The following is a 21,225-nucleotide window of genomic DNA, read 5'->3' on the forward strand; positions in this document are numbered from 1 at the left end:
GTGCGGCCCGTTTCAGAAACTTTTTGGATGAAATACCAGGTTTCCGACAGAAAGATAGTTTGTTTTTGCCGGTTTCGAGTTATCTTCGTATCGGCTTTGCCAGATATGCATGACCGGGGGCATCTAAACGTGACCTTGGTCATGTCCGAGGTAGTGGACGGATACCGATGTCGTACTTGATCGCAGCACCTGACGTGCTCTCCGCAGCGGCTTCAGAGTTGGCGGGCCTCGGCTCGTCGCTCCAGACGGCGAATGCCGCAGCGGCCGCCTCGACTACCAACCTGGCGGCCGCGGCCCAAGACGAGGTGTCGGAGGCCATTGCGGCCCTGTTCGGCAACCACGGGCTGGCGTATCAAGACATCAGCGCGCAGGCCGAGGCTTTTCAAAGCCGGTTCCTGCAAACCCTGTCCGCGGGCGCGGGCCAATACGCCTTCGCCGAGGCCGCGAACGTGGCGCCGCTGGCGGACTTCGGCCAAGCGGTATGGGGCGCCGTCAACGCACCCAGCTGGATCCTGTTCGGTCGGCCCTTCGTCGGTGATGGCGCCAACGGCAGCGCGCCAGGTCAAGCCGGTGGCGCCGGCGGCTTGCTCTACGGCAACGGCGGTGCCGGCGCGGCCGGTGCGACCGGTCAGGCCGGTGGAGCCGGCGGTGACGCGGGGTTGATCGGTGCGGGCGGCACCGGCGGGGCCGGCGGCGCCTCGGCGGTCGGCAATGGCGGTGCCGGCGGTGCCGGTGGTAGCGGCGGTTGGTTGTACGGCAGCGGTGGTGCTGGCGGTGTCGGCGGGGCAAACCTCAACAGCTTCGGGTTCGGCGGCGCCGGCGGCGCCGGCGGCCGGGCATTCCTGCTCGGTGCCGGTGGAATCGGTGGCGCGGGCGGTGGCGGTGCGAACGGCGGCCACGGCGCAACCGGTGGCCTCGGCGGATTCCTGTACGGCGACGGCGGGGCTGGTGGCGCCGGCGGTGCCAACCTGAGCCCGACCGGTGTCGGTGGTAGTGGCGGCGCCGGTGGCGACTCCTGGTTGCTGAGCGCCGGTGGCGCTGGTGGCGCGGGTGGCGCCGGACCGACGGGCAACGGCACCGGCGGTTACGGCGGTTACGGCGGCCACGGTGGTCTCTTCGCGGGCGCGGGTGGCGCGGGTGGCGCTGCTGGGTCGGGTGTAGTCGGCGGGACAGGCGGCGCCGGCGGTACCGCCGGATGGCTTTCCGGCGGATCGGGCGGTGCCGGCGGCACCGGCGGCATCGGCAGCACGGGCTTCGGTGGGCTAGGTGGCGTCGGCGGCAATGGCGGGCTGTACGGAGTCGGCGGGGCGGGTGGCACCGGCGGGACTGGCGCCACCCAAGGCGGCGTCGGCGGCATCGGCGGCAACGGCGGCTGGCTGTTCGGCATGGGCGGCACCGGCGGCAGCGGTGGCACCAGCGGCGCCGGCTACAACGGCGGCGTTGGTGGAGCGGGCGGCAACGGCGGCTGGCTGTACGGCAATGGTGGCGTCGGCGGTAACGGCGGCAACGGTGGCAACGGGCTGGCCGGAATTACCGGCGGGATCGGCACCAACGGCGGCCACGGCGGTAACGGTGGCGCCGGCGGTCGCGGCGGTCTGCTGTTCAGCGACGGCGGCAATGGCGGTAACGGCGGCCTGGGTGGCCGCGGCGGATCGGGTGGTAGCGGCATCAATGGCGCCGACGGCACGTACCCCAGCGGCAACGGTGGCAACGGTGGTGACGGCGGCGGCGGCGCGCTCGGCGGTAACGGTGGCAATGGTGGCGCGGCTGGCCAGGGCGGCCTGCTCTTTGGTGAGAACGGCATCATCGGTCGCGGTGGAAACGGCGGCGACGGCGGTCTCGGTGGCCTCGCCGGCAACGGCGGTAACGGCGCGGCCGGCAACGCGTTCAGCGTCAACGGCGGTAACGGCGGTAACGGTGGCAACAGCAACGGCGTCGGCGGCGCCGGCGGCGCGGGTGGTGCCGGTTCGGTCAATGGAACGCACGGCAAGATCGGCAGCACGGCCATCGGCGGTGGCAACGGCGGTAACGGTGGCGCTGGCTACGACGCGTCGACCGGGTCGGTCGCCGGTCTCGCCGGCGGCAGCGGCGGTAACGGCGGTAACGGTGGCACCTACGGCAACGGCGGCTACGGCGGCGCCGGCGGCAACGGTGCGGCCGGCGCGGGCGGCGCCAATGGCGTCGACGCGGGTGAGAGCGGCACCAGCGGCCTGATCGGTGGCGCAGGCGGTAAGGGTGGCACCGGCGGCAACGGCGGCGCGGTCTCCGGTAACGCCGGAGCCGGCGGGCTCGGCGGTAACGGTGGCGCCGGCGGCAACGGTGGCCAGGGTGTTGGCGGCCGGTCAGGCGATGACTTCGGTGCCGGTCAGTCCGGTAAATCCGGCGGTAACGGCGGCGACGGTGGTACCGGCGGCGCCGGTGGCCAAGGCGGCGCGGCCGGCACGGTCACCAAGGGCAATGCCGCCGCGGCGGGTCTGGGCGGCAACGGTGGCGCCGGCGGTAACGCCGGTACCCCGGGTGACGGTGGTCGCGGCGCCGACGGCAATTCCAAGATTCTGGACGGCGGCAGCGGTGGTGCGGGCGGTAACGCCGGCGTGGCCGGCTCCGGCGGTCAGGGTGGCACCAACGGCACCGGTATCGGCAAGGGCACGGACGGCACTGCCGGTATCGGCGTCGACGGCGGTCGCGGCGGTGACGGTGGCGACGGCGCGACGGGCCAGGCCGGCGACAACGGCGTCGGTGCTGGTGCCAGCGGCACCAACGGTCTTGCCGGCGGTAAGGGCGGCACCGGTGGCGCTGGTGGCGCGGCCGGCGGCGTCGGCACCACGGGTGGCGACGGTGGAACGGGTGGCCAGGGTGGCACCGGCGGTAAGGGCGGCAGCGGCGTCGACGGAAAGACCGGCGCTGCCACTGCAGGCATTGGTGGTTCGGGCACGGCCGGCGGTAACGCCGGCTCCGGCGGCGCTGGTGGTGACGGTGGCACCGGTGGTACCGCGGGTAGCGCTGGCACTAAGGGTGGCTCGGCAGGCAACGCCGGTAGCGGTGGCGCGGCCGGCGATGGTGGCGACGCGGGTCAGGCCGGCGCTGGTGGCACCGGCGCGGCAGGCGCCACAGGCGCGGCCGGGACCAACAACGGCGCCGGATACGCCGGTGGTAACGGTGGTAACGGTGGTGCGGGCGCCGACGGCGGTAAGGGCGGTGTCGGTGGCGCGGCGGGCACCGGAACTGGTGGCAACGCGGGCGCCGACGGCAACGGCGGTGCGGGCAGCAATGGTGGCGTCGGCGGAAACGCGGGTGCCGGTGGCACTGGCGTTGACGGCGCCAATGGTGTGGCCGGTGTCAACAATGGTGCCGGCATCGCCGGTGGCAACGGTGGCGCGGGTGGCACCGGTGGCACGGGTGGTAAGGGCGGTACCGGAGGTCAAGCCGGTGGCGCCCTCGCGAGCGCCGGTAAAGACGGACTTGGTGGAGCAGGCGGACTCGGTGGCAACGCCGGCATCGCTGGTGACGGCGGCCGCGGTGCCGACGGCATCACCGGCTTTGTCGACGGTGGTGCCGGTGGTAACGGCGGCAGCGCCGGGGCGGTCGGTCTCGGTGGCGCCGGCGGCGCCAATGGCGGTACCGGCGGCGGCACGGGTGCAGCAGGCCTCAACGGGGTGGGCGCCAACGGTGGTAGCGGTGGCGCTGGTGGTAACGGTCTGGCTGGAGCGGCCGGTAGCAACGGCATCAACACCGGTGACAGCGGCACCAATGGTCTTGCCGGCGGCAAGGGCGGCGACGGCGGTGCCGGTGGTGCGGCCAGCGGTGTTGGTACCCAGGGCGGCAGCGGTGGCGCCGGTGGCACCGGTGGTGCCGGCGGCCAGGGTGGTAGCGGTCTTGGCGGCGACCACGGACAGGTCGGAGTCGACCAGTGGGGCACCGGAATCGGTGGCGGCCAGAACGGTGGAAACGCAGGCGCCGGTGGTGATGGCGGGGCCGGCGGTAAGGGCGGTGCTGCGGGTAGCGGTGACATCGCCGGCAGTTCGGGCAGCGGTGGCGCGGCGGGCAATGGCGGTAACGCCGGCACCGCGGGCGCAGGCGGCATAGGCGTCAACGGCGCTGCAGGGGTCGCCGGAGTCAACAACGGCGCAGGCACTGCAGGCGGTAATGGTGGCGCCGGCGGTAGCGGTGCGAACGGCGGTAACGGCGGGGCCGGCGGTCAAGCCGGCACCGGTACCGGCGGTGCCGCAGGCAAGGACGGCAACGGCGGTAACGCGAGCAACGGCGCGGCCGGGGGAACGGCCGGCAAGGGTGGCGCTGGCGTCTCCGGCGCTAATGGCGTTGCCGGCGTCAACAACGGCGCCGGTGTGGCCGGCGGCGACGGCGGAGCGGGCGGCAAGGGTGGCGCCGGCGGGGCTGGCGGCACCGGTGGTACTGCCGGTGGCGGCACGGCCACGGCGGGTGCCGACGGTAAGGGTGGAGTCGGTGGCCAGGGCGGAAACGCAGGCACTGCCGGTGACGGTGGTCGCGGCGCTGACGGTGCTGGCGCCTTCGTCGACGGTGGTGCCGGTGGTGCCGGTGGTAACGCCGGCGCGGTCGGTGCCGGTGGCGCCGGTGGAGCCGACGGCGGCAAGGGTGGCGGGTCCGGCGCGACCGGACTCAACGGTCTGGGCGCCAACGGTGGTAGCGGCGGTGCCGGTGGAAACGGCTTGGCCGGGGCGGCCGGTAACAGCGGCATCAACACCGGCGACAGCGGCACAAACGGTCTCGCCGGCGGTAAGGGTGGCGACGGTGGCGCCGGCGGTAATGCCAGTGGTGTCGGAACCAAGGCCGGTGACGGTGGTGCCGGCGGCGTCGGCGGGGCCGGCGGCAAGGGCGGCTCGGGTGTCGACGGCGACCACGGGCTTCAGACGAACGGCGCAGGTGGCTCCGGTCAGGCCGGCGGCAACGCCGGGGCTGGTGGCGACGGCGGTGCGGGCGGTAAGGGTGGTGCGGCCGGTGCCGTCGGCGACATCGCCGGCAAGGCCGGCGACGGCGGGACCGCCGGTAACGGTGGCGCTGCGGGTCTGGCCGGCAAGGGTGGCGCGGGCGCGGCAGGCGCCAACGGTGTCGCGGGTCTCAACAGCAACGCCGGCTACGCCGGCGGCGATGGTGGTGCCGGCGGCAACGGCGCCAACGGCGGTAAGGGCGGCGCCGGTGGCGCTGCCGGTGGTGTCGGCGCGAACGCGGGCGCTAACGGCAACGGCGGTAACGCGAGCGCCGGTGGTGTCGGTGGCGCGGCCGGCAACGGTGGGGCCGGCGTCAACGGCCAGAACGGTGTGGCCGGAAACAACTTGGGTGCGGGCCAGGCCGGCGGTAACGGCGGCGCCGGCGGTAAGGGTGGTGCCGGTGGTACGGGTGGCACCGGTGGTGCTGCAGGCACTGGTGGTACCGGTGGTGTCGCGGGCACGAACGCCACAGGCGGCAACGGTGGCGTCGGCGGTAACGCGGGCGTCGCGGGCACCGGTGGCCGCGGCGCCGATGGCGTCGTCGGCTTTGTCGACGGAGGCGCTGGCGGCCTGGGCGGTAACGCCGGCGCGATCGGCACCGGTGGTGCCGGCGGCGTCGGCGCGGCCGGTAACGGCACCGCAGGCAACAACGGCATCGGCGCCAACGGTGGCGCAGGTGGCGCCGGTGGTAACGGCCTGGCCGGAGCTGCCGGCAGCAACGGCCTTAACAACGGTCAGAGTGGCACCGCGGGCGCGGCCGGCGGTAAGGGTGGCGACGGTGGTGCTGGTGGTAACGCCAGTGGTGTCGGAACCAAGGCCGGTGACGGTGGTGCCGGTGGTACCGGTGGCGCCGGCGGTCAGGGTGGCTCGGGCATCGATGGCCTGAACGGAGTCACCACTGTCGGTGCCGGTACCGCCGGGCAGGCCGGCGGTAACGCCGGTGCCGGTGGCGACGGCGGCGCGGGCGGTAAGGGTGGCGCGGCGGGTGCAGTTGGAGACATCGCCGGCAAGGCCGGCGACGGTGGTGCGGCCGGTGACGGTGGCGCGGCCGGTGCTGCGGGTAAGGGCGGCACCGGTGCGATCGGCAATGACGGCATCGCGGGTCTGAACAACAACGCCGGTTACGCCGGTGGTGACGGTGGTGCCGGCGGTAACGGCGCCAACGGCGGTAAGGGCGGCAACGGCGGCGCGGCGGGCGGTCTCGGAGCCAGTGCAGGCGCCAACGGCAACGGTGGCGCGGCCAGCGCCGGTGGTGTCGGTGGCGCGGCCGGCAACGGTGGGGCCGGCGTCAACGGCCAGAACGGTGTGGCCGGAAACAACTTGGGTGCGGGCCAGGCCGGCGGTAACGGCGGCGCCGGCGGTAAGGGTGGTGCCGGTGGTACGGGTGGCACCGGTGGTGCTGCAGGCACTGGTGGTACCGGTGGTGTCGCGGGCACGAACGCCACAGGCGGCAACGGTGGCGTCGGCGGTAACGCGGGCGTCGCGGGCACCGGTGGCCGCGGCGCCGATGGCGTCGTCGGCTTTGTCGACGGAGGCGCTGGCGGCCTGGGCGGTAACGCCGGCACGATCGGCACCGGTGGTGCCGGCGGCGTCGGCGCGGCCGGTAACGGCACCGCAGGCAACAACGGCATCGGCGCCAACGGTGGCGCAGGTGGCGCCGGTGGTAACGGCCTGGCCGGAGCTGCCGGCAGCAACGGCCTTAACAACGGTCAGAGTGGCACCGCAGGCGCAGCCGGCGGTAAGGGCGGCGACGGTGGTGCTGGCGGTAACGCCAGTGGTGTCGGAACCAAGGCCGGTGACGGTGGTGCCGGTGGTACCGGTGGCGCCGGCGGTCAGGGTGGCTCGGGCATCGACGGCCTCAACGGGGTCACCACCTCAGGTGCCGGCACCGCCGGCCAGGCCGGCGGTAACGCCGGTGCCGGTGGCGACGGCGGCGCGGGCGGTAAGGGTGGCGCGGCGGGCGCGGTCGGCGACATCGCCGGCAAGGCCGGCGACGGTGGTGCGGCCGGTAACGGTGGCGCGGCCGGTACCGCGGGTAAGGGCGGCACCGGTGCGATCGGCAATGACGGCATCGCGGGTCTGAACAACAACGCCGGTTACGCCGGTGGTGACGGTGGCGCCGGCGGTAACGGCGCCAACGGCGGTAAGGGCGGCAACGGCGGCGCAGCGGGCGGTCTCGGAGCCAGTGCCGGCGCCAACGGCAACGGTGGCGCGGCCAGCGCCGGTGGTGTCGGTGGCGCAGCCGGCAACGGTGGGGCCGGCGTCAACGGACAGAACGGCTTCGCCGGACAGAACAACGGCGTCGGCCAAGACGGTGGCGATGGTGGCGCAGGCGGTAAGGGTGGTGCCGGTGGCACCGCAGGCACGGCAGGTGCGGCGGGTACCGGCGGCAAGGCCGGCACCGGCACCGCGGGTGCGGGCGCATTGGGCGGCAACGGTGGCGCCGGAGGTAACGCCGGTGTCGCGGGCGCCGGTGGTCGCGGTGCTGACGGCGCCTTCGGCTTCAGCGACGGCGGCGCTGGCGGCAAGGGCGGCAACGCGGGCGCGATCGGTGTTGGTGGTACCGCGGGTGCCGGTGGCACCAACGGCGCCAACGGCGTCGGCGCCAACGGTGGCGCCGGTGGCGCGGGCGGTAACGGCCTGGCCGGTACCGCAGGCAACAACGGCATCAGCACGGGCGACAGCGGCACCGCTGGCTCTGCCGGCGGTAAGGGTGGCGACGGTGGCGCCGGCGGTAACGCCAGTGGTCTCGGAACCAAGGCCGGCGATGGCGGCGCCGGTGGCGCTGGTGGCGTCGGCGGTAAGGGTGGCTCGGGCGTCGGCGGCGGTAACGGCGTCACCGGGGTCGACCAGTACGGCACCGGTGTCGGCGGCGGCCAGGCGGGCGGTAACGCAGGCGCCGGCGGTGACGGCGGCGCGGGCGGTAAGGGCGGCAACGCCGGTACGGGTCCGATCGCGGGCAAGGCCGGCACCGGTGGTGTGGCGGGCAACGGCGGTGACGCCGGCGCTGCAGGCAAGGGCGGCGTGGGCGCGCTCGGCAACAATGGCATTGCCGGAACCAACAACCTCTCCGGCACTGCCGGTGGTGACGGTGGCGCCGGTGGTAACGGCGCCAACGGCGGTAAGGGTGGCGCCGGCGGTGCCGGCGGCACCGGCGGCCTCGCGGGCAAGGACGGCAACGGCGGTAACGCCAGCAGCGGTGCGGCCGGTGGGGCGGCCGGCAAGGGTGGCACCGGCGTCAATGGCGGTAACGGCCTGGCCGGAGTCGACCAGTACGGCACGGGTGTCGGTGCCGGCCAGGCCGGTGGCGACGGCGGCGCGGGCGGTAAGGGTGGTGCCGGTGGTACCGGCGGCACCGGTGGTGCTGCCGGCGGCGGTACCGGCTCGGCGGGCACCAACGGCACGGGCGGCAACGGCGGCCTCGGCGGCAACGCCGGCACGGCCGGCGATGGTGGCCGCGGCGCCGACGGCGCCGGCAACTTCGCCGACGGTGGCGCTGGCGCCAAGGGCGGTAACGCAGGCGCGATCGGTCTCGGCGGCACCGCGGGTGCCGGCGGCACCAACGGCGCCAACGGCATCGGCGCGAACGGCGGTAAGGGTGGTGCCGGTGGTAACGGTCTGGCCGGCGCAGCAGGTGGCAACGGCTTCAACACTCAGAACCCGAACGGGACTGCGGGCGGGGCCGGCGGTAAGGGTGGCGATGGCGGTGCCGGTGGTTTGGCCAGCGGCACGGGCACCACGACTGGTGCCGGTGGCGCCGGTGGCACCGGTGGCGCAGGTGGCGTCGGCGGGTCGGGTATCGACGGTCTCAACGGGGTCTCCACCGCGGGCGCGGGAACCGCTGGCCAGAACGGCGGCAACGCCGGTGCTGGCGGTGACGGCGGCGCCGGCGGTAAGGGTGGCGCCGCGGGCGCTGCCGGTGGCGGCCAGACCGCCGGTGCCAACGGCAACGGTGGTGCAGCAGGTAACGGTGGCAACGCCGGCATCGCAGGTAAGGGTGGTGCGGGTGCGGCCGGCAATGACGGCATCGCGGGTCTGAACAACAACGCCGGTTACGCCGGTGGTGACGGTGGTGCCGGTGGTCAGGGCGCTAGCGGCGGTAAGGGTGGTGCCGGTGGCGCGGCCGGTGGTGCCGGCGCCAACGCGGGCAACAACGGCAACGGCGGCAACGCCTCCGCCGGTGGTGTCGGTGGCGCGGCCGGTAACGGTGGCGCCGGCGTCAACGGCCAGAACGGTTTCGCCGGACAGAACAACGGTGCGGGCCAAGACGGTGGCAACGGTGGCGCAGGCGGTAAGGGTGGTGCCGGTGGCACCGCTGGCACCGCCGGTGCTGCGGGTACCGGCGGCAAGGCCGGCACCGGCACCGCGGGTGCGGGCGCCCTGGGCGGCAACGGTGGTGCCGGTGGTAACGCCGGTATCGCGGGTACCGGTGGACGCGGCGCTGACGGCGCCTTCGGCTTCGCCGATGGCGGCGCGGGCGGTAAGGGCGGCAACGCGGGCGCGATCGGTCTCGGTGGCACCGCGGGTGCCGGCGGCACCAACGGCGCCAACGGTGTCGGCGCCAACGGTGGCGCCGGTGGCGCGGGCGGTAACGGTCTGGCCGGTGCGGCGGGCGCGAATGGCGTCAACGGCGGCAACGCCAACGGCGGCGCAGGCGCGGCCGGCGGTAAGGGCGGCGACGGCGGCGCCGGTGGTCTGGCCAGCGGCACCGGAACCACGACGGGCGCCGGTGGCGCCGGTGGTATCGGTGGCAACGGTGGTAACGGCGGATCTGGCATCGACGGTCTCAACGGCGTCTCCACGGCCGGTGCGGGTACTGCGGGTCAGGGCGGCGGTAACGCCGGCGCCGGTGGCGACGGTGGCGCGGGCGGTAAGGGTGGCGCCGCGGGCGCTGCCGGCGCGGGCCAGACGGCGGCCGCGAACGGCGACGGTGGTGCGGCCGGTAACGGTGGCAACGCGGGCACCGCGGGCAAGGGTGGCGCGGGCGCGGCCGGCAATAACGGCATCGCGGGTCTGAACAACAACGCCGGCTACGCCGGTGGCGACGGTGCCGCCGGCGGTCAGGGCGCCAACGGCGGTAAGGGTGGTGCCGGTGGCGCGGCCGGTGGTGCCGGCGCCAACGCGGGCAACAACGGCAACGGCGGTAACGCCTCTGCTGGTGGTGTCGGTGGTGCGGCCGGTAACGGTGGCGCCGGTGTCACCGGACAGAACGGTGTGGCCGGGACCAACAACGGCGCGGGCCAGGCCGGTGGCGATGGTGGCGCGGGCGGTAAGGGTGGCGCCGGTGGCACTGCGGGCACCGCTGGTGCGGCGGGTACCGGCGGCAAGGCCGGTACCGGCACCGCGGGTGCGGGCGCATTGGGCGGCAACGGTGGCGCCGGCGGTAACGCCGGTGTCGCGGGCGCCGGTGGTCGCGGTGCGGATGGCACCTTCGGCTTCGCCGATGGCGGGGCCGGCGGTCTTGGCGGTAACGCGGGCGCGGTCGGTGCCGGTGGTACCGCGGGTGCCGGTGGCACCAACGGCGCCAACGGCGTCGGCGCCAACGGCGGCGCGGGCGGCGCGGGCGGTAACGGCCTGGCCGGCGCAGCGGGTGCAAACGGCGTCAACGGCGGCAACCCCAACGGCGGCGCGGGCGCGGCCGGCGGTAAGGGCGGCGACGGTGGCGCCGGCGGTAACGCCAGCGGTACGGGAACTAAGGCCGGCGACGGTGGTGCCGGTGGTATCGGTGGCGCCGGTGGCGTCGGCGGTTCGGGCATCGACGGTCTCAACGGGGTCTCCACCGCGGGCGCGGGTACTGCCGGTCAGGCCGGCGGCAACGCCGGTGCCGGTGGCGACGGCGGCGCGGGCGGTAAGGGCGGCGCGGCCGGCGCGATTGGCGACATCGCCGGCAACAACGGCAACGGTGGCGCGGCCGGCAACGGTGGCAACGCGGGCACGGCGGGCAAGGGCGGCGCGGGCGCGGCCGGCAACGACGGCATCCCGACGCTGAACGGCAACGCCGGTTACGCCGGTGGTGACGGTGGCGCTGGCGGTCAGGGCGCCAGCGGCGGTAAGGGTGGCGCCGGTGGCGCGGCCGGTGGTGCCGGCGCGACTGCGGGCAACAACGGCAACGGCGGTAACGCCTCCGCCGGTGGTGTCGGTGGCGCGGCCGGTAACGGTGGCGCCGGTGTCAACGGACAGAACGGCTTCGCCGGACAGAACAACGGTGCCGGCCAAGACGGTGGCAACGGTGGCGCGGGCGGTAAGGGTGGTGCCGGTGGCACCGCAGGCACCGCGGGTGCGGCGGGTACCGGTGGCAAGGCCGGTACCGGCACCGCGGGTGCGGGCGCGCTGGGTGGCAACGGTGGTGCCGGTGGTAACGCCGGTATCGCGGGTACCGGTGGTCGCGGCGCTGACGGCGCCTTCGGCTTCATTGACGGCGGTGCCGGCGGCAAGGGCGGCAACGCGGGCGCGATCGGCCTCGGCGGCACCGCGGGTGCCGGTGGCACCAACGGCGCCAACGGCACCGGCGCCAACGGTGGCATCGGTGGTGCTGGTGGTAACGGCCTGGCCGGAACCGCAGGCAACAACGGCGTCAGCCCCGGCGGCAGCGGCGCGAGTGGCACCGCCGGTGGTAAGGGTGGCGACGGCGGCGCTGGTGGTAACGCCAGTGGTCTCGGAACCAAGGCCGGCGACGGTGGCGCTGGTGGCACCGGTGGCGACGGCGGCAAGGGTGGCTCGGGTATCGACGGCCAGAACGGCGTCACCACTCCTGGCGCGGGTACCGCTGGACAGGCCGGCGGCAACGCCGGTGCCGGTGGCGACGGCGGCGCCGGCGGTAAGGGTGGTGCGGCAGGCACCGGCCCGATCGCCGGTAACAACGGCAACGGTGGCGCGGCCGGTAACGGTGGCGCGGCGGGCGCGGCGGGCAAGGGCGGCATAGGCGCCGCCGGTAACCAGGGCATCCCGGGCCAGAACGGCAACGCCGGTTACGCCGGTGGCGACGGTGGCGCCGGCGGTAACGGTGCCAACGGCGGTAAGGGCGGCGCCGGTGGCGCGGCCGGTGGTGCTGGCGCGACTGCCGGCAACAACGGCAACGGTGGCGCGGCTAGCGCCGGTGGCGTGGGCGGCAACGCCGGCTCCGGCGGCCAGGGTGTCAATGGCCTCCAAGGGTTCGCCGGCAACAACAACGGCGCCGGTCAAGACGGTGGCAACGGTGGCGCGGGCGGTAAGGGTGGTGCCGGTGGCACCGCAGGCACCGGTGGCGCAGCGGGCACCGGCGGCAAGGCCGGCACGGGCACAGCGGGTGCCGGCGCACTCGGTGGCAATGGCGGCAACGGCGGCAACGCCGGTATCGCCGGCACCGGTGGTCGCGGCGCCGACGGCGTCCTCGGCTTCGCCGACGGCGGCGCGGGCGGCAAGGGCGGCAACGCCGGCGGGATCGGTCTCGGCGGCACCGCGGGTGCCGGCGGCACCAACGGCCTCAACGGCACCGGCGCCAACGGCGGCCTCGGCGGCGACGGCGGCAACGGCTTCGCCGGCCAGACCGGCGCCAACGGCAACGGCGGCAACGCCAATGGCGTCAACGGCACTGCTGGCGGCAACGGTGGCGCCGGTGGCGCCGGCGGTCTCGGCAATGGCACTGGCTTCACCGGCGGCAAGGGCGGCCTGGGCGGTAACGGCGGCGTCGGCGGCAACGGCGGCAATGGCCTGGACGGCACCAACGGTGCGTTCACCGGTGGGGCCGGCGGTGTCGGCACAGCCGGTGGTAACGCAGGCAGCGGTGGTGCCGGCGGTAACGGTGGCGCCGGTGGCGCGGCCGGCGCGGCCAATGGTGGTGCCGGTGCGGGCACCGCGGGCAACGGCGGCAACTCCGGCAACGGCGGCAATGCCGGAACCGCCGGTAAGGGCGGCACCGGCGCAGCAGGTGCCGGCGGTACCGCCTTCGTCAACAACGGCAGCGGCTACGCCGGTGGTAACGGCGGTCTCGGCGGCAACGGCGGCAACGGCGGCAACGCCGGCACCGCTGGTGCTGCAGGTGCTCAGAACGGCGGCACCGCGGGCAGCGCCGGCACCCAAGGCAACGGTGGCAACGGCAGCAGCGCCGGCGCCGGTGGCGCGGGCGGCAACGGTGGCGCGGGCGTCAGCGGAAACAACGGCGTCAGTGACTCGAACTCCTACGGCAATGGCGTCGGCGCCGGTCAGACCGGCGGCAACGGCGGCAACGGCGGCACCGGTGGCAACGGTGGAACTGCGGGTACCGGCGGTACCGGCAAGAGCAACGGCACCAACGGCACCGGCGGGGTCGGCGGCAACGGCGGTAACTCCGGTACTGCGGGCAACGGCGGTAACGGCGCGGCCGGCACGTCCAACAACCCCACCGGCGGTGCCGGTGCGGCCGGCGGTAACGCAGGCACCCTGGGCACTGGCGGTACCGGCGGCAGCGGGGCCGGCAACGGCACCAACGGCACCGGCGCCAACGGCGGCAACGGCGGTAGCGGCGGTATCGGTGCGGCTGGCACAGCGGGTAACAACGGCGTCAACTCCGGCAGCCCCAACGGCGCCGTCGGTAGCACCGGTGGCACCGGTGGCGCGGGCGGTAACGGTGGTCTCGGCAGCGGCGGCGCCTTCAAGGGCGGTAACGGCGGCGCCGGCGGCGCTGGCGGCCTGGGCGGTAACGGCGGTAGCGGCATAGACGGCGGCAACGGCGCGGGCACCACGGGTGTCGGCGGTTCCGGCACGGGCGGCGGCAACGCGGGCGCCGGTGGCGCCGGCGGCACCGGCGGCAACGGCGGCAACGCGGGTGCCGCGACCGGCAGCGGCGGCGCAGGCACCAATGGCAACAGCGGCGCCGGCGGCAAGGGCGGCAACGCCGGAACCGCAGGCAACGGCGGCAATGGCGCGGCAGGCGCCAACGGCACCTCCGGTGTGAACAACGGCTCCGGCTACAACGGCGGCAACGGCGGCGCCGGCGGAAACGGCGCCAACGGCGGCGCAGGCGGCAGCGGCGGCAACATCGGCACCGGCGGCAGCGGCGGCAGCAAGGGCGCAACCGGCGCCGGCGGCAACGCCAGCAACGGCGGCATCGGCGGCAACGCCGGCTCCGGCGGCACCGGCATCACCGGCAACAACGGCGTCAGCGACCAGAACAACTACGGCACCGGCATCGGCGGCGGCCAGGCCGGCGGCAACGGCGGTAACGGCGGCACCGGTGGTGTCGGCGGCAACGGCGGTGTCGGCGGGTCCGGCTCCAGCACCGGCACCAACGGAATTGGCGGCGTCGGCGGCAACGGCGGCAACGCGGGTACACCGGGCAACGGTGGTAACGGCGCGGCCGGTACCAGCAACAACATCGCCGGCGGCGCCGGCGGCAACGGCGGCAACACTGGCACGGCCGGCAAGGGTGCCGCGGGCGGCACCAACGGCGGCGGCGGCAGCGCGGCCAAGGGCACTGACGGCACCGCAGTCGGCGGCATCGTGGGCAACGGCGGTAACGGCGGCCAAGGCTTCAACCCGCAGGCTCCCGGCGCAGTGGGCGGCGCGGGTGGCGCCGGTGGTGACGGTGGTAACCGCGGTAACGGCGGCACAGGTGGCAACGGCGGCAATGGCGTGGCCGGTGTCGACGGCACCGACGCCACCACTCCCGGCGGCAAGGGTGGCAACGCCCAGGCCGGTGGATCCGGCGGTGACGGCGGACGCGGTGGTAAGGCCGGTGTCAACGCGGGCAACGGCGGCGCGGGTGGCAATGGCGGTACCGGTGGCTCCTCTGGTGACGGCGGTGACGGTGGCGACGGCGCCAACGGTGTGGCCGACCAGAACCTCTACGGCAACGGCATCGGCGGCGGCCAGAACGGTGGCCTCGGCGGTAACGGCGCACAAGGTGGCGCCGGCGGTAACGGCGGAGTCGGCGGCGCGTCCAGCACCGGCAGCAAGGGCACATCCGGTCTCGGTGGTGCCGCGGGCGACGGCGGTGACGCCGGTAACGGCGGGGCGGGCGGTAACGGCGCGGCCGGTACCAGCACGAACACCACCGGCGGCAAGGGTGGTCAGGGCGGCAACGCGGGCACCATCGGTGCGGGTGGTACCGGCGGTAGCAACGGCAACGGCATCGGCTTCGGCAAGTACGGCACGGATGGTTCGCTGCCCGACGCACCGAGCGGCAACGGCGGCGACGGCGGTGCCGGTTACACGTCCGGGGTTGCGGGCGCCAAAGGCGGCGACGGCGGCGCCGGTGGCGCGGGCGGTAACTACGGCAGCGGCGGCGACGGCGGTGCCGGCGGCGACGGCGTGGGTAACGCGGCAGGTGGCGACGGCGTCGGCAACGGCGGCAGCGGCTTCAACGGCGGAAACGGCGGCGCTGGCGGTAAGGGCGGCGTAGGTGGCAACGCTGGCGTGAACCTCGGCGACGGCGGTAACGGCGGCGCCGGCGGTAAGGGCGGCGACGGCGGCAACGGCGGTAATGGTCGCGACGGCGGCAACGGCATGGCCAACGTCGACCTCTACGGCAACGGCATCGGCAGCGGCCAGAACGGCGGCAACGGCGGCAGTGGCGGCAACGGCGGCAACGGCGGCGCCGGTGGCGCCGGCGGTAGCGCCGGGATCTACGGCGTCGGCGGCAACGTCGGAAACGGCGGCGACGCCGGCAACGGCGGTTCATCCGGCGCGACCGGCAGCGGCGGCAACGGCGCGGCAGGCACCTCCACCAACACCGCAGGCGGCAACGGCGGCAACGGCGGCAACGGCGGCGCCGGCGGCACCGGCGGTATCGGTGGCCTCGACGGCGGTGGCGACGTCAGTGGCGCCAACGGCGCCAACGGCACCGGCCTCACCGGAAAGTCCGGCAACGGCGGTAACGGTGGCACCGGCTACAGCTGGGACCCGAACGCCGTCGACGCCAACGGAAACGGCTTCGCGGGTGGCGCCGGCGGTAAGGGCGGCACCGGTGGCACCAACGGCAACGGTGGTAACGGTGGCGCCGGCGGTAACGGCTCCAACGGCGCGACCGGCACCAACAGCGGCAACACCGGCGCTTCCGGCACCAGCGGCGGCAACGGCGGCAACGGCGGCGTCGGCGGCTCGGGTGGCGTCGGCGGCACGGTCATCGGCGACGGCGGCAAGGGCGGACTCGGCGGTAACGCCGGCAACGGCGGCAACGGCGGCGGCGGCACCAACGGCCAGAACGGCGTTCCGAACGTCGACGCATACGGCAACGGCATCGGCGGCGGTCAGGACGGCGGCCAGGGCGGCAAGGCCGGCACCGGCGGCAACGGTGGTGCCGGTGGCTCAGGCGGCAACGCAACCAACGGCAACATCGGCTCCGGAGCAGCCGGCGGTAACGCCGGCAACGGCGGCAACGGCGGCGGCCAGGGCAATGGCGGTAACGGCGCCGGCGGCACCCTGCAGAACCCGGACGGCGGCAAGGGCGGCAAGGGCGGCACCGCCGGCACCGGCGCCAACGGCGGTACCGGCGGCAGCGGTGGCGTCGACGGCAAGGGCGGCAACCAGGCGGCGAACGGCAACAACGGCACCAACGGCACCACTCCGAGTGGTCCCGGCGGCAACGGCGGCGCGGGCGGCGACGGCTACAACGCCACTACTCCTGGCGCGAACGGCGGCAAGGGTGGCGCCGGCGGTGATGGCGGCCTGACCGGCGACGGCGGCAAGGGCGGCAAGGGCGGCAACGGTGCTGTCGGCAAGGCCGGCGACAACGGGGTCAACCCAGGCGACAACGGTGGCAGCGGCCAGGCCGGCGGCAACGGTGGCGACGGCGGCGCTGGCGGCAAGAGCGGCTCGGCCAGCGGCAAGGGCGGCGTAGGCGGCGATGCCGGTAGCGGCGCGACCGGTGGCACCGGCGGCAACGGCGTTCCCAACCCAGGCGGCACGGGCGGCAGCGGCGGCACCGGCGGTGCCGGCGGCAACGCCGGCGCCGGTGGCGCGGGCGGCGACGGCTTCCTCGGTGGTGGCGACGGCGGTAAGGGCGGTCAGTCCGGTGTCGGCGGCCAGGGCGGCGCCGGCGCATCCGGTGCGACGCCTGGAAAGAACGGCGCCAACGGCGCCGACTCCAAGGCCATGACCGGTAACGGCGGCAACGGCGGCAACGCCTTCGGCGTCCCAGGTGCCGGCCAGACCGGCTACGCCGGCGGTAACGGCGGCAACGCTGGCCAGTACGGCAACGGCGGCAACGGCGGCAACGGCTGGACCGGCGGCAAGGGTGTCACCGGCGCCAACGGCACAACCGGCGGGAACGGCTCGGTCGGTAATACCGGCGGGCAGGGCGGCGCTGCCGGTAACGGCGGCAACGGCGGCACCGTCGCGGGCAACAGCGGCAACGGCGGCAAGGGCGGCAACGGCGGCCAGGGCGGCACCGGCGGCGACGGCGGCACCGGCGACTTCAGCGTCAACGGCGGCAAGGGCGGCAACGCCGGTAACGGCGGCACCGGTGGTCAGGGCGCTGCGGGCGGCAACGCCGGCACCGTCACGAACGGCACCGTCGGCAACCAAGGGAACGGTGGAACGGGCGGCGACGGCGGCCTCAGCGGTGTCGGCGGCGTCGGCGCCAAAGGCACTGCGGCCAACCCGAACGGTGGCACCGGCGGCAACGGCGCAAACCCGGGTGCCGGCGGCAGCGGCGGCGCAGTCGGTACCGGCAAGGCGGGCACCGGAACCGCGGGCGGAACCGGCAAGACTCCCACTGACATCGTCGGCAACGGCGGCGCCGGCGGCGAAGGCTGGGCGTCTAACGACCCGACCAAGTCCGGCGGCAACGGCGGCACCGGTGGTAACGCCGGCGAGTGGGGTGTCGGCGGCGTCGGCGGCAAGGGCGGCGGCGGCTCGACCGGCTCACTCGGCGGCAACGGCGCGGCCGGCGGCGGCATTGCCAACGGCGGGATCGGCGGCAACGGCAGTAGCGGCAGCTCGGCCGGTAACGGCGGCACCGGCGGCTTTGGCGGTACCAAGGGTGGTGACGCCGGCAACGGCGGCAACGCGGGCGACGGCGGCAACGGCGGCAACGGCGGCAACGGCGGCGACGCCACCGGCGGCTGGAACGGCGGCAACGGCGGCAACGGCGGGACCGGCGGCAGCGGCGGCTCCGGCGGCGCCGGCGGCAAAGCACTCGTCGCGGGCTACAAGGACGGCAACGGCGGCAACGGCGGCAACGGCGGCAACGGCGGTTCCGCAGGCAACGGCGGCAAGGGCGGCGACGCCAACAACCCGGGCTTCAACAGCGGCGCCGGCGGTAACGGCGGCGACGGCGGTACCACCGGTGGCGTCGGCGCCAAGGGCCTCGGCGGCGCCAAGGGCAACAGTGGGATCGGCATTGCCGGTAACAACGGAGCCGACGGCAAGGCCGGCTCGATCGCTGCAGGCACGGCCGGTAACGGTGGCGACGGCGGTAAGGGCTACACCTCCCCACTCAGTGGCCAGAACGGCGGCAACGGCGGCAACGGCGGCGCCGGCAGCTCGACCGGTAACGGCGGCAACGGTGGGGCCGGCGGCAACGGCACAGTCGGTAAGGCCGGCGTCAACGGCGTCGCACCCGGTAGCTCCGGCACTGCGGGCCAGGCGGGTGGCTCCGGCGGTAACGGTGGCACCGGTGGCGCCAGCGGCAACCTCGCCGGTAACGCCGGTAGCGGCGGTGCGGCCGGTAACGGCGCAGCCGGCGGCAAGGGCGGCAGCGGCGTACAGGGCAAGGCTGGTCTGCAGGGCGTCAATAGCGGTGCCGGCCAGGACGGTGGCAACGGCGGCAACGGTGGCAACGGCGGCAAGGGCGGCAACGGCGGCGCTGCGGGTGCGCTGAACAACGGCACCGGATCTAACGGCACCGTCGGTGCAGCCGGCAACGGCGCCAACGGCGGCAACGCCGGAACCCCCGGTAACGGCGGCACCGGCGCGGCCGGCACCGTCGGCAGCCCGAACGGCGGCAACGGCGGCAACGGCGGCACCGCCGGCGTTGCGGGCACCGGCGGCGCCGCAGGCACCGGCTCCGGAGCGCCCACCGCTGGCACCAGTGGCAAAGCGGTGGTCGGCCCGGCCGGCAACGGTGGCCAGGGTGGCCAGGGTTACAACCCGCTGACCAAGGGATCCAGCGGCGGTAACGGTGGCAACGGCGGTAACGGCGGCTCGATCGGTAACGGTGGCGCCGGCGGTAACGGCGGTAACGGCGTGGACAACATCGCCGGTGCCAACGGGATCAACCCGGGTGACTCCGGTGTCGACGGTCGTAACGGCGGCAACGGCGGTAACGGTGGAGTCGGCGGTAAGGGCGGCTCGATCTCCGGCAACGGCGGCGCCGGCGGTAACGGCGGCACCGGGGCCAACGGCAGCGACGGCGGCAAGGGCATCACCGGCGGCAACGGCGTCGCGGACGCCAACCAGTACGGCACCGGCATCGGCAGCGCGCAAAACGGCGGCAACGGCGGCGCCGGCGGCAACGGCGGCAACGGCGGTAACGGTGGCGTCGGTGGCAAGGCCCAAGGCGTGGGCTCTGACGGCACTACCGGTGCCGGCGCCAACGGCGGCAACGGCGGCAAGGCCGGAACCCCGGGCGACGGTGGTAAGGGTGCCGACGGCACAGTCACCAACCCGAACGGCGGCAACGGCGGCAACGGCGGCAACGAGACCGCAGGCAAGGGCGGCACCGGCGGCACCAACGGCGGCACAGCCGGCACCAACGGAGGTACTGCAGGCGTCACTGTCGGTAACGGCGGCGCGGGCGGCAACGGCTTCAACAACGCCGCTGGCATCCCCGGCACCGCTGGTGGCAATGGCGGTGCCGGCGGTAACGGCGGCAGCAACGGCAACGGCGGCGCCGGCGGCAACGGCGGCAACGGTGCAGCCGGCACGGCCGGCACGGCCGGGTCCGGTGCAGGCGCCAGCGGCAACGCAGGCACGGCCGGTGGTGCAGGCGGCACCGGTGGCGCCGGCGGTACCGGAGCGGGCCTCGGCAACGGTGGCAAGGGCGGTAACGGCGGCACCGGCGCCATCGGCGGCAACGGCGGCAACGCCGGGGCAGCAGGCGCCAACGGCACGGCCGGCCAGAACAACTTCGGTAACGGCAACGGCGGCGGTCAGGCCGGCGGCAACGGCGGCACCGGCGGCAACGGCGGCGCAGGCGGCAACGCCGGCGCAGGCGGCGCGGCCCTGGGTACCGGCACCGCCGGCACCAGCGGTACCGGCGGCAACGGCGGCAAGGGCGGCAACGCCGGCCAGGCCAGCAGCGGCGGCAACGGCGCGGCAGGCAACTCCGCCGCCAACGCCAATGGTGGCGCCGGCGGTAACGGCGGCACGGCCATCGTCGGCAAGGGCGGCACCGCAGGCACCGGTGGCGGCGTCGCCGGCGCCGATGGCACCGGCACAGCGGGAACCGGCAACGGCGGCACGGGTGGCGCAGGCTGGACCTCCACCACTCAAGGCGTCGCGGGCGGTAACGGTGGTGCTGGTGGTAACGGCGGCACGTTCGGCAACGGCGGCGCCGGCGGCGCTGGCGGCAACGGCGTAACCGGCACGGCAGGTGGCACCGGCGCCAACGGCAACGTTGGTACGGCCGGCGGTAACGGTGGTGCCGGCGGCCTGGGCGGCTCGACATCCGGCAACGGTGGCGCCGGCGGTAACGGCGGTATCGGTGGTACCGGCGGCGCCGGTGGCGCAGGCCAGGCGGGCGCAACCGACGGCGGCACGGGCGGCAACGGCGGCAACGGCGCGGTCGGCGGGGCCGGTGGCGCCGCAGGCGCCGGCGGCAGTGCGGTCGGCTCGGGTAACGGTGGCACTGGCGGCAACGGCGGCGCGGCCGGAACCGGTGGTGCGGCAGGCGCCGGCGGCGCAGGCGGTGCCGGTACCGTCACCCAGCCCAACGGCGGCAACGGCGGAAACGAAGGCAACGCCGGTAACGGTGGGATCGGCGGCGCGGCCGGCAACGGCGGCAACGGCGCGGGTGCTGCCGGAAACAGCGGCAAGGGCGGCAACGGCGGCGCCGGCGGCAACGGCGGCTCCGCAGCTGCAGGAACCGGCGGAGTCGGCGGCAACGGCGCAAACCCCGACGGTAACGGCGGTAAGGGCGGCAACGGCGGCAACGGCGGCAACGGCGCGGCCGGGGGTGCGGCAGGGACCGGTGGCACTGCCAGCGGCACTGGAACCAACCTCGGTAACGGCACCGCCGGTACCGCCGGTACGGGCGGTGCACTCGGCCAGGGCGGCAACGGTGGAACCCCGGTGGGCACCGGAACCGCCGGGGGCAAGGGTGACCCGGGAACCGCCGGCACCAACGGCTAACCCAGCGGCG

1 protein-coding gene is annotated in these 21,225 nt (G+C 75.2%); it reads left to right on the top strand.

Going from position 1 to position 21,225, the window contains the following annotated elements; genetic code table 11:
- The first annotated feature begins 167 nt into the window (after positions 1-167).
- Positions 168-21,215, top strand: a complete 21,048-nt coding sequence (locus ACZY1I_RS12175) for a PE family protein (RefSeq protein ID WP_463755140.1) — start codon at positions 168-170, stop codon at positions 21,213-21,215.
- Positions 21,216-21,225 lie beyond the last annotated feature (10 nt).

It is taken from the genome of Mycobacterium sp. IDUB_37 (assembly GCF_055419245.1).

Coding starts and splice junctions, on each gene's coding strand:
- ACZY1I_RS12175 (WP_463755140.1), top strand. CDS start 168: ATGTCGTACTTGATCGCAGCACCTGACGTGCTCTCCGCAGCGGCTTCA.